At 40.9% G+C, this 11,946-nt stretch carries 8 protein-coding genes; all 8 read right to left on the bottom strand.

The window, feature by feature from the left end:
- Window positions 1-4 precede the first annotated feature (4 nt).
- The 8 genes from peaA to IRB43_RS05830 all read right to left on the bottom strand — a co-directional run bounded on the left by peaA (window position 5) and on the right by IRB43_RS05830 (window position 11,778).
- Window positions 5-1,636 (bottom strand): quinohemoprotein amine dehydrogenase subunit alpha, encoded by a 1,632-nt coding sequence (peaA, locus tag IRB43_RS05865; protein ID WP_203362523.1) that lies wholly within the window; start codon window positions 1,634-1,636, stop codon window positions 5-7.
- A 14-nt stretch (window positions 1,637-1,650) separates the two neighbouring features.
- Window positions 1,651-1,971, bottom strand: a complete 321-nt coding sequence (gene qhpC / locus IRB43_RS05860; protein WP_203362522.1) for a quinohemoprotein amine dehydrogenase subunit gamma — start codon at window positions 1,969-1,971, stop codon at window positions 1,651-1,653.
- A gap of 65 nt (window positions 1,972-2,036) precedes the next feature.
- Window positions 2,037-3,521, bottom strand: a complete 1,485-nt coding sequence (locus tag IRB43_RS05855) for an aldehyde dehydrogenase family protein (RefSeq protein ID WP_203362521.1) — start codon at window positions 3,519-3,521, stop codon at window positions 2,037-2,039.
- A gap of 24 nt (window positions 3,522-3,545) precedes the next feature.
- Window positions 3,546-4,598, bottom strand: a complete 1,053-nt coding sequence (locus IRB43_RS05850) for a zinc-dependent alcohol dehydrogenase family protein (protein ID WP_203362520.1) — start codon at window positions 4,596-4,598, stop codon at window positions 3,546-3,548.
- Window positions 4,599-4,834: 236 nt separating this feature from the next.
- The gene (locus tag IRB43_RS05845; protein ID WP_203362519.1) at window positions 4,835-6,703 is read right to left on the bottom strand and encodes a sigma-54-dependent Fis family transcriptional regulator; all 1,869 of its coding nucleotides are present in this window, start codon (window positions 6,701-6,703) and stop codon (window positions 4,835-4,837) included.
- Between the two features lie 169 nt (window positions 6,704-6,872).
- Entirely contained in the window at window positions 6,873-7,271 is a 399-nt protein-coding gene (gene mscL / locus IRB43_RS05840) for a large conductance mechanosensitive channel protein MscL (protein WP_203362518.1), read from the bottom strand.
- A gap of 466 nt (window positions 7,272-7,737) precedes the next feature.
- Window positions 7,738-9,648, bottom strand: coding sequence for a beta-propeller fold lactonase family protein (locus IRB43_RS05835; protein ID WP_203362794.1), 1,911 nt, complete (start codon window positions 9,646-9,648; stop codon window positions 7,738-7,740).
- 54 nt (window positions 9,649-9,702) lie between these two features.
- Window positions 9,703-11,778, bottom strand: coding sequence for a hypothetical protein (locus tag IRB43_RS05830; protein WP_203362517.1), 2,076 nt, complete (start codon window positions 11,776-11,778; stop codon window positions 9,703-9,705).
- Window positions 11,779-11,946 lie beyond the last annotated feature (168 nt).

The following is an 11,946-nucleotide window of genomic DNA, read 5'->3' as shown; positions in this document are numbered from 1 at the left end:
TTTTTTAGTGAATAGTATTCACATAGTCCGGTACAGTAGAAATATGATGAGTCGTCGCGGTAAAGGCTTTTCCGTCGATGATCACTTTTGCTTGTACTGTCGCGCTTCCTACGTTTTCTTGAACAAATTCTCGTTCTGCATTTACACCTTCTGCTTCTGGTGTGTATAAGCCATTTTTAGCTAGTTTGCCAATGTATGGACGATCATCCCTTGAGGCATTGTTTTCTGGATACGTTAACAGGGACCACTCCGCATCCACCGGGCCTAGATTCAAGTCATCCTTTGACTCTTTCTTGCCATCTTTACCGCTGCTGTAAGCGTAGGCAACATATTGAATACTGACTTTATCCATTGGACCAGCTCCGCCCATTCGGGACACGCCATAAGCAGGTTCCAGTTTAATATAATCAGCTTGATCATATACCATAAACTTTTCGTGAACTTTCACTTTCTCCTCGTTGAAAGCAAACGCTCCGACTTCCGCTTTCTCGTCCACTTTCATTTCCACTTCTGCTTGATCATCGGATGAAGCTGTTAAACGGACGACTTCAACTCCTTTAGGTAAGGATAATAACTCTTGTTTTAACTTCTTTAAGTTCATCCCATAAAGAGTGACCTTATTCGTTTTTCCTTTTTGCAAAGCAAAAGGTTCCGCATGAAGGATCTCTGGTGTTTCCGTTTGCACTTTGTAATACGTCTCTTCTGCTGTAATACCGAGATCATTCGCTTTAGACCAATCGCCTTGAATAACGTTTTCACTCGCTACATTATACGTACCGTTTATTTTGTTCTCCCCTTGCTTATAATGCGAGCGCAGCATATAGCCCGAGAACATTTTTACCTCCCCACTAAAACTTTCTTCTTTTCCATCTTTAATAAAGCGGACATTTTTCTCTTCTGTATACCCCTTTTCCGACTTTGAAAATTCACTTTCTCCGATGTAATAGCCCTTCGTTCCTTGAAAACCGGCTACCTTCCATTTTCCTGTGACATCGTATTCTTTGCCTTTCCATTTCTCCCAAGCCTCAGATTCTTCTCCGTAATTTTTCGCTAAAAACTCAAGCGCTTTTTCAGTTTCCTCCGGCCAATCCATATGGCGATGGTTTAAGTAAATGGACGGATACATAACAAGATGAAAATCCTTCAAATTTTTCCACTCTTCTTCTGTTCTTCGCTGGGCTTCAAATCTACCCGCTGCATGACATCCAATACAGCTTTGAGCAACACTGTCATTCTCAGGTGTCGGCTCTGAATAAGATGGTTTATTCGCTAACCAATATTGAACTTTCTCTGCTTCTTCAGGAGCTAATCCTCTTTCACTGCTTAAGTCTGCGATGAGCTGCTCTCTTTCTTCGTCCGTTATTTTCAACCCGTGAATTCTTTCCATTCGAGCAATGGACTGAGCCCACCCTTCTGGCGTTTTTCTGACATATTCAATGCGTTCAAGCTTTCCGGCTTCATCGACCGCGTGACAGCTGACACAGCTTTTTTCAACTTGTTTACTAACAAGCACATTGGATGAAACCGTTTCTCCTTGTTCACTTTGCTGCTCTTGGATCACTGAATCCGAACAAGCAGCCAACAACAAGATCAAACTGGCGACAATAACAATCATCATAATATGTTTTTTTCTCATGGCACGACTCCTTCTCATGGTTTCACGTACGTTAGTTTTCGCCAATCATTTGCAGCAACTGGACATTCATCTGCCCAACTTCCGTAATTCGTTAATCCGTCCGGCACTTGAGCTGCCCACCAGCAATCGCCGTAACATCCATAAATATCTTTATAATGCGGTTGGCATACCCCTTCTAAACTCATTCCCGAAAAGTCCGTTTCCCAGCCTGGATCAAACAGGCTTGTACATCCCATCGGAAGCAAGGCTAGCCCTTGCACCTCCGGCTTTTTTTCCAGGTCGACCGTTTGCTCAATCATCTTGCCTTTAACATTCAGAGGTTTAATATGCTTCATCGAAACTGCTCCTTTCTTCATTTTAGAAAAGCTGGCCCGCTAGAAGCGGACCAGACTTTTCTACCTTATTCGTTTAAGTCAACCCACACGCTCTTTACTTCAGTGTACGCATTTAAAGCATAAGAGCCCATTTCTCTTCCTAAACCAGATTGCTTAAACCCGCCGAATGGACTGGCTGCATCAAGCGCATTATAGCAATTGACCCACACCGTTCCTGCTTTAATGCGTTGGGCTAAATAATGAGCGCTTTTTAAGTTTTCTGTCCACACCCCTGCGGCTAAACCAAAGTTTGTGTTGTTCGCACGCTCAACTAAATCGTCTAAGTCGTCAAACGGTAAGGCTGAAACGACTGGTCCGAAAATTTCTTCTTTCGCAATCGTCATGGAATCGTTTACATCAGCGAAAATAGTCGGTTGAACGAAGTATCCTTTGTTAAATGGTACTTTTCCACCTGTTAAAATTTCTGCCCCCTCTTCTTGTCCCTTTTGAATATAGGACATGACACGCTTTTGCTGTTCGTCTGACACAAGTGGGCCCATTTCTGTTGCTGGATCAATTCCTTGTCCTTGCTGAATTTTTTCGGCATGACTCACCATATCTGCTAGGAAATTATCATATTTCTTTTTCTGAACAAACAGTCTAGAGCCCGCACAACACACTTGTCCTTGGTTGAACATAATACCGAATAAAGCTCCTGGTACTGCTTTGCTAAGATCAGCATCTGGTAAAATGATATTCGGGGATTTCCCTCCTAGCTCAAGCGTGACTCGTTTCAGTGTTTCCGATGCTTGTCTCATAATGGATTTTCCAACCGGTGTCGAACCAGTGAAAGCAATTTTATCGACTTGCGGATGGTTCACTAATGGGGCTCCTGCTGTTTCTCCAAAACCAGGAACAACATTAATCACACCCTCAGGAAAACCGACTTCTTGAGCGAGCTGAGCTAAATAAAGAGCGGATAAAGGCGTTTGTTCTGCCGGCTTTAAGACGACTGTACAGCCTGTCGCAAGTGCCGCTCCTAATTTCCAAGCAGCCATTAATAATGGGAAATTCCAAGGAATAATTTGTCCAACTACCCCTACAGGTTCGTGACGAGTGTAGTTCAAATAATTGCCGGCAACCGGAATCGTTTGTCCCATAATCTTCGTCGCCCAGCCAGCAAAATAACGAAAATGTTCAACGGCAAGCGGCACATCCGCTGCGGATGATTCGCGAATCGGCTTGCCGCTATCTAATGTATCGAGCTGTGCCAATTCCTCTTTATGCTCTTCCATCTTATCAGCCAATAAATAAATTAATCGGCTCCGTTCCGCTGCACTCATCTTTGACCATGGGCCGCTGTCAAATGCGCGTCTTGCTGCTTGAACAGCTTGTTCAATATCTTGCTCCATCGCTTCACTTACAACAGCAAGCACTTCCCCAGTTGCTGGATTATATGTTTCAAACGTTTTTCCTGAAGCGGACTCCACCCATTTCCCATTAATAAACAGCTTTTTCGTCCCTTTTAAAAATTCCTCCACACGTGGTGATACGTTGATTGTTTTTTCCATTTCGATCTCCTCCTCATTTTTTATTTAGAAACGGTCAATAACGACAGAACCTACCGTGCCATATTCGTGCATAGACGCTAAAACATCGCTTGCTTCTTCTAAAGGAATCGTTTTTGAAATGAGCTTTTCTGGATGAAGCTGGCCGCTTTCTACCATAGCGAGCAACGCTTTATAGCGATGAGGCTGCATCCCTAAGGAACCCTTTATTTGCAGTTCTTTCGCAACAATTAAATCAGTCGGCAATGAAATCATGCCTCCCTCTACTTGAGTCGTTAACCCTACTTGAACATGAGTGCCTCTGTTCCTTAAACTCAAAATAGAATTTCGGCAAGTTTCAGCAATCCCTAGCGCATCGTAAGTAATGTCGCTGCCGCCATTCGTTATGTTCATAATCGCTTCGACAGGATTCACTTCTCTTGAGTTAATTGTTTCTACCGCTCCAAGCTGTTTAGCCATTTCTAGCTTTTGATCGTCAATATCAACGACGATTACTCTTGCGCCAAGAGTAGAGGCAATTTGCAAAGCAGCCAAACCGACTCCGCCAGCGCCATAAATGGTAAAATAGTCTCCAGCTTGTACACCTGAAATATCAGCTACTGCATGAAAGCTAGTCATAAATCGACAGCCTAAGGAGGCAGCTGTAATAAAGTCAATGGAATCAGGCAAATGAACTAAGTTCTGGTCGGCAAGAGGGACTCTAGTAAATTGAGCGTAAGAACCGTTGCAGGCAAATCCCAAAACCGTTAAACTTTCACACACGTTTTGATGCCCTGTTTGACAACAGTCACAACTTCCGCACCCTAAACTAAAAGGAATAACGACTCGATCGCCTTTTTTAAATCGCTTGACGTTTTTTCCTACTTCTTCAATCACTCCAGCAAACTCATGACCGAGAATATGAGGCAATTCCGGCTTTAAGCCGAGCCACTCCCAATCTCCTACCCATCCGTGCCAATCACTTCGGCACACTCCATTGGCTTTCACCGCCACAATGACATCATCTGGACCGCATTCAGGATCGTCTACATTTAACACTTTCAGCGGTTTATTGAACTCTTCCATCACAGCAGCTCTCATCTTCATCCCCTCCTTACGTTTTTTACACCCATTTACTAGAAGCGAAATTTTACATGTCTATGAGCTCACTTACATAAATGCAAATCTTATGCCAAAACAAATGTATTGATTATTCTGTATATTACAACTTTTTATTTGTTCAATTGTTCAAAAAATAAACAAACTGTTCAAGCGCTGTTGAACAGTTTGTTTATTGTTAAAATTTGTTATCACACTATGTTACTTTTTGATTCCTTTTAATAGGAGATATTGTATTTTTTTAGACGGTTATACAATGTGCCTCGCGAAAACCCGAGCATCTTGGCAGCTTTTGTGACATTAAAATTCGTTTGCTTCAACATGTCCATAATATTTTCCCGTTCATGCTTCTCGGTACTTCTTGCTTGCCATTGATTGGCCTTGACTGCTGAAGCGGATATGTGCTCTTGTAAATAATCCGGTAAATGTTTAGTTTCGATGATATGCCCGTCCGCAAACAATACGCTATATTCAATCACGTTCCGAAGTTCTCTCACATTTCCTGGCCATCCATACGTTTGTAATACGTTGATCACCGATTGACTGAATTGCAAGCGTTGAGCTAGCTGGCATGTCTCTAAAAAATAATGAGCTAACGGAACAATATCTTCTTTTCTTTCTCTCAAAGGAGGAATAGATAGACTAATCACGCTTAATCGGTAATAAAGGTCTTCGCGGAAAGTGCCTTCTTGAATCATTTGCTTTAAATCACGATTCGTCGCTGCAATAATTCGAACATCGACTTTTCTTGGTTTATACTCTCCGACTCTAAGCACTTCTTTTTCCTGCAGCACCCGAAGCAGTAACGGTTGAACCGTTAAGGGGATTTCTCCAATTTCATCTAAAAACAGGACGCCGCCATCCGCCGCTTCAAATAGCCCTTTCTTTCCTTCCTTTAATCCACCTGTGAAAGAGCCTGGTGCATAACCGAACAGTTCGCTGGCCGCCAGTTCGTGATTTAAGGAGGAGCAATTAAATGTAATAAACGGCTTCTCCTTTCTGTCGCTTAACCGATGAATCGTTTGGCTGAACACTTCTTTTCCTGTCCCGCTCTCTCCCGTCAGCAATACCGGTACATGGCTTGGAGCAACTTTTTTAATTTTAGCAAAAAAAGAGAGAAACGAATCACTTTCCCCGATCACTCCCTTTTCTACTTGAGAAATGTGAGCAGAAATTTTGGCAGGCGTTTGAACAACCGACTGTTTAGGGAGCTGCACAATGATTCCAATCACTCTTTCATTCTCTATGACCGGCTGGATCTTTCCTTCAGGCTGTCCATGAAAAAAAGGTAAAGATGCCTCTGTAGCATCCGTTTGTTTCTTACTCTGTAATTGATAAAAATAAGTGCTCCAATTAAAAGAAGACTTCCATATATAATGAAAAGACTGCCTCGGGTGATTAGAGGCCACCATATCCCCGTAATCATCAATTACAAGCAGCCAATCTTGTTGAATCTCGCGCTTTTTTGTCGTGAAGACTTCTTTTAATCGACTTGTTTTTCTTTGAAAACGATTCAATATATCCATCTGAATTCCCTCCGCAATCGCCTTCGTCAGCAGCAAACTTTGCTTATGGAAATGTTCATCATTACTCGTTAAATCAAGAACGCCCATTAACTGCTTTTTAATTGGATGAACAATCGGCACACCAGCACACGAAAACGCTTTCCAAGCATCACAAAAATGTTCCTCTGTATGAATCGTTACTGACTGTTTAGCAGCTAATGCTGTGCCGATCGCATTCGTTCCTGTCACCTTTTCCTGCCAATTTGCCCCCGGATAGAAGTTGGCTTCCCTCAGCTGATCACGCAGCTTTCCTCTCATCCTCACGCCCATCATTCTACCATTTTCATCCGCTACACCAAAAGCATAACAATCCTCAATCTCCCCCTCCATTCGGGAGTAGACTGTTGAAAAAGATTGATAAAGATCACCATATTGCTTCATTTTTTTTACATCTTCTTCGGTTAACACAAGAGGGGCAGAATTAAGGCTGTGTGATACTTTATTTTTCTGGCTTCTTTTCCAAGATTCCATAATCGTTTTCGGGACCTCTTGATTCACTAAACGAAAATGACTATTCCTCATTCTGTGTCCTCCTTTTTCTACGGGTATGTAGTTAAATTAAGAGTATATTATTCGGAATTTTCCGTCAATTGAAACGACAAATAAATCCATTAGAAGACAACTTTTCCGTTCTTTATTGAAAATAAAAAGGAGCAGAAAAAGAACTATCACTTTTTCCTGCTCCTGCATGTTACTTATCGGACTCAAATGATTTTTGCGCTTTTAATAAATCTCGGATTTCCATTAGCAATACTTCCTCTTGAGAAGGCGCTGGCACTGCTGGTTCCTCAGCTTTTTCCTGTTTAGAAGTTAATTTATTAATTAGCTTAATAAAAAGAAAAATAGAAAAAGCAATAATTAAAAAGTCTAGAATTGTTTGAATAAACATTCCATATTTAATAGTTGCTTTATGATATGTAAAAGCTAGATTACTAAAGTCTACTCCGCCAAGAAGCAAGCCAATCAGCGGCATCATAATATCTTCGACGAGCGATGATACAATTTTGCCAAAAGCTCCACCGATAATCACCCCAACGGCTAGGTCGATCACGTTCCCGCGCATCGCGAATTCCTTAAATTCTTTGAACATACATATCCTCCATTCGATTATAATCCCTATATAACTATAGCAAAAAATGGAGAAGAATAAAGGGGAAAATATTTTTAATTTTTTCTACTATATATGTTCAACTTGTTAAATTGACATAAGAATATTCATTTGGATACGCTGTTGGTTTTTCTAACTAGATAGAATGTGATGATGTCGGAAAATCAATTTAGATTTATATACTATAAAAAAGCAGGCATCACGCCTGCTTTTTTATGTACGGTCTTGCTGTTTAACTCTCTCTTCTATCCTTCTAAATCTTTCATTGCTTCTTTTCTCGGAGAAAAACAGACCGATAAATAGAGAAATGAAGAAAACAGGAATTATCAACACAAATAATAGCCAAAAACCGCTTACTATGTTCATTTCGGCCACTCCCTTTAGGCTTTCTTTCTATTTTACCACAAGTAGGAGCATCCTCCTGACCTTCTTCCATTGATTTCTTTTTTTACTCAATGGATTTCACATAGGCAGCAATTTTAGCAATTTCTTTAGCTGATAGTTCTGGTGCATTGTCATAGTGATGTCTCATAATGGCTTCCTCAATCGTTTTGGCACTTCCATCATGAAAATAAGGAGCTGTAGCCCATACGCCTCTTAAAGTCGGAGTATCAAATTTCTTGTTATCTCGTTTATTGGTAAACTGGGCACGACCATCACCATCTGAAGCTTTATCTTGATCGGACCCTGTACCGATATCATGAAGAAATTGCGTATGATCTGTGGAAAGCTTGCCATCTTTTCCAACAGCTTTTACACTGTCTGTCATCATTTTTCCGCCATGACAGGTTAAACATTGCCCTTTTCCTTCGAATAATTGCTTTCCTGCTTCTGCATCCGCTGTCAACTCGCCGTTTTTTCGATAGGGGCTTTTCGGAACAGGGAATGAATCCGGATGTTGCAAATAAGCTAGCATCGCATCATACATATGCTCCACTTCTTTCGGAAGAGGCTTAGAAGGATCGTAATCCATCATTCCACCCATTTCCCCTTGAACCGTTAATAAATAATCAGTGAAATCATCTCGGCTTCCATCCCACATAAACAAACCTGTTTCTGTCGTTAACACATTAGATGGAATATTTCGCGGGCCTTTTAATGTACTAATGGATAATCCGTTGATTTCTCCGTCTGCGTGACAGGAAATACAACTCATCCAATTGTTTCCGGTAATATCGGCTGCATGCTCATCGCTGTTGGCGCTATAAAAAATCGTTTTCCCTTCCCTAACAAGAGGATCTAACGAATCTGTCTTAATTAATTTAATATTTTCTCCTGCCATTTTTGCCCGGCCATAGCTGCTGTCTCCACCTGTATCAATCGTCGCTAAATCATGGCTCATCGCATTATGAACAAATAACGTTTGTCCATCTTCGGTTAAGACTGCACCCCTTGGATTATCTCCTTCGATTCGTCTCAAAATCTGTACGGCATTTCCGCCTCGTTTCAAATCAAACACAGCAAGATCCTCACTTCCGGACATCACCACATACGCTTTGCTGCCATCCGGCTGAAAGACGATATCATATGGGTTGGATACAATGATTGTTTGATTTTGCCGATCGGTGACATTGATCTCTTCAAATAGCTCTTTTCGTTCCTCTGTTTTCTCTTTTTCCTTTTCTAAGTCAACAACTGAAATAGCTGGAAACACCGTCTCTTCAAAGTGCACAGGCGTGTCTATATTCGTCAGTAAGTGAGACACCCAAGCTGTTTTTCCGTCAGGAGAAATAACGAGTTGCTCCAATGTATTCGGTAGTCCTTGACTTTTCTTTCGATTGGCTTGATCGGGAGATGGTACTAATGCAATCGTATTCGATACGTTGTCTTTTTCAGTATCAATGACTTTGATTTCACCAGTTAAGTAGTTCGTCGCATACAGCTTTTTACCATCTTTTGAAATAGCTAATGTACGAGGACGGTCCCCCGCTTTTATGTTCGTCACTTTTTCTGATTGTAAATCAATAGCTGAAATCGAATTTTCACGATAGTTCGCTACATAAAGCTTGCTTCCATCTTGATTAGTTATTAGTCCGTATGGCTCTATGCCTGTTTTCATAGAGTCAACTACTTTCTGTTTCTTGACATCAATCACATCGACACGATGATCATATCTACAAGAGACATATAACGTTTTTTCATCAGGAGACAGAGCTAATTGAACAGGCTCTTGACCGACTTTAATTTCTTTTTTCACCTTTTTCGTCTCAACATCAATCATTGTGACCGTGTCCACATCAAGATTTGCTGTAAAAATGATACCTTCTTTCGTTGACATCACAATATTATTGCTACTTGCGGCTTGTTGACGAATCACTGTTTCTTTTCCGTTTGAACATGCGACTAGCGCCCCTATCATAAGGAGCGCGAGCGCAAATAAAAGGTTCGTTCTTTTCACAGTTCATACCTTCTTTTATTTTTCTTTTACTTCGACAGGGACAAGCACTGGCGCAATTCCATATTTCCCATGGCCTGCTTGAATTTGCGGTACATTGTCACCATCTGTGTTTTCAGACTTATCATCTGCTTTATAGAAATCACCTGTATCCCAAAATTCGCTTGTTTGCATTCCTTCTTTTAGTGAAGGGCCATCAATGACAAGATTATAAAAATCATTATAGCGCTCAATAATCGTTTCTACTTCTAACTCTTTATTTGTTTCTTTCGCATTTTGATTGCTTAAATTTTGAATGGCGATTCGGTATACACCAGATAAAGCACCAGCTGTTGCTGGATCCCACTTCATCTCACCTTTTTTCGTTTCTAAAATATTTAGCTTGTTGTTGAAGAATTCTTTTTCCATCGCGACATATAGTTCGCGGGCTGCTGTACGATACTTTTCGTCTTCTGTTGATAAATAGGCCGCTGTTAATCCGCGAATCGCTCCTAATTGAGCTTTCAATGTAGCTTCTTCACTAGCTCCTTTACCGATTTCATATTGATCAGCGACTAAACCGTTTTTAAGCATCATTTTATTTAAAATAAAATCAGCTTGCTTTTGAACCATCTCTTTTGCTTGCTTCGCTTCTTCCGTTCCTAACCCTTCAGCCGCTTCTCCGCTCGCATAGCCGACTGGCAATCCGTCAATCGCACGCTCAAAAATACGCATTGCTTCCATTGAATAGCCTGCTTCAAACGCATCAACGATATTGTTTTGAGACTTGCCGTCATGCTCTGTGATAAATGCTCCTTCTTGCTCATTAAAATGCATTGCTTTCATATTTTTAAATACATGTAAAGCGACGTCTTTATTAACAGAGAATGGATCATTCGCTAATTGGTCATTATCAGCTGTTGCGTCAATATTAGCTGTATTCGCTTGCGGGAATGGCTTTCCATCGAATAAAGCTCTAAACGAAGGCGCGACGTTTTTATTTTCCGGACGCTGATCGGCCATACCATAAAATTCAGCCGCTGGCCAAAGCATCATCCATTGGTCATTTAACTGGCTTTTCGCATCAGCCACTTTTAAAGACTCAGCGTTCGCCGCTTGATCATTTCCATCCTCTTTCACTTCAATCGCGTGTGGCAAATACACAAAGCCTTTCGACGGATCATACTGACTTCCGATACCAGCCGCTGTTAACTTGCCAGACTTTGCATCTAAAAATAAGTTGGAGCGAATGTATTGTAACTTATTCCAAATTTCCTCCGTTAAAATGGCTCCTTGCATGCCATCTGCCGAACTAACTCCAAGAGCGATATTCTTATCATCATCGTCTTTCGTTGTCTCTCCAGCCAGCTCTTCATCCTTGTCCACTGTATGGAAGCCTCCCATGAAATCTCCTGCCCATAAAGCCTGTTTTAAAAACACACCACCATAAGCGGCCGGATTCAGGATTTTATCCATCTTTTGACGATCCCAGCGCAAAGACTCAAAGTTTACTTGATACATAGGAACATAAGTCCCATCATCATTAGCCGCATATTCTTTCGTATCCACTTTTTGAGTATAATGCGGATCTCCAGTTGCATACTCAATCAGCGTTGGGTACATATTAGAAAACACTTCTTCTCTCGGATATCCAACAGCATCAGCTAATGCATAAAAACGCTCTCCTAACATTTCTTCCGGCTTCTTACCTGCTGCTTTCGCCATTTCCTGAACAGCAGGACCATGAACTAAATGCAATCCTAAACCTGACTTCTCAACTACTTCATACATCGCTTCCTCAGAATACTCATACGATTCAATACCAGCAATGTAATCAAAAGGAGTCGGTTCATCAATTTTCTTAGGATCTAAAACGTCAAGATCAAGTCCAAGTCCCTCAGCTAAAGGTTCTCCAGACAATTCAAATTCACTATATGCAAACATATTATCCGCTGTATTAAATGTATAATCTTGAACCTTTACAGTTGCTTTTTGATTTTTGTCGTCTTTTTTACTGCGATCATCAGACGACACATTTTCTGCTCCACAACCCGCAATAAACATTGATGCTGCAAGAGATAAACTCGTAACGACTTTCCATGGCATTTTCTTCATCACTCTTTTTCTCCTAACCGTTTTCAACTATGTAATATTAATAATGATTTTCATTTTCTTATTCTACTACTAATGAAAATCATTATCAATACTTTTATATAATTAAGTCATTTTCTGTCGTTTAATCCAACTAAAAAAAGAAGCATGTCGCTTCTTTTTTCACCAATT

The sequence above is a fragment of the Bacillus sp. REN10 genome (assembly GCF_016820555.1).
In the GTDB taxonomy this organism is placed as follows: domain Bacteria; phylum Bacillota; class Bacilli; order Bacillales; family Domibacillaceae; genus Bacillus_CE.
The sequence above is the reverse complement of the archived record's forward strand: the minus strand, read 5'-3'. Positions and strand labels throughout refer to the sequence as shown.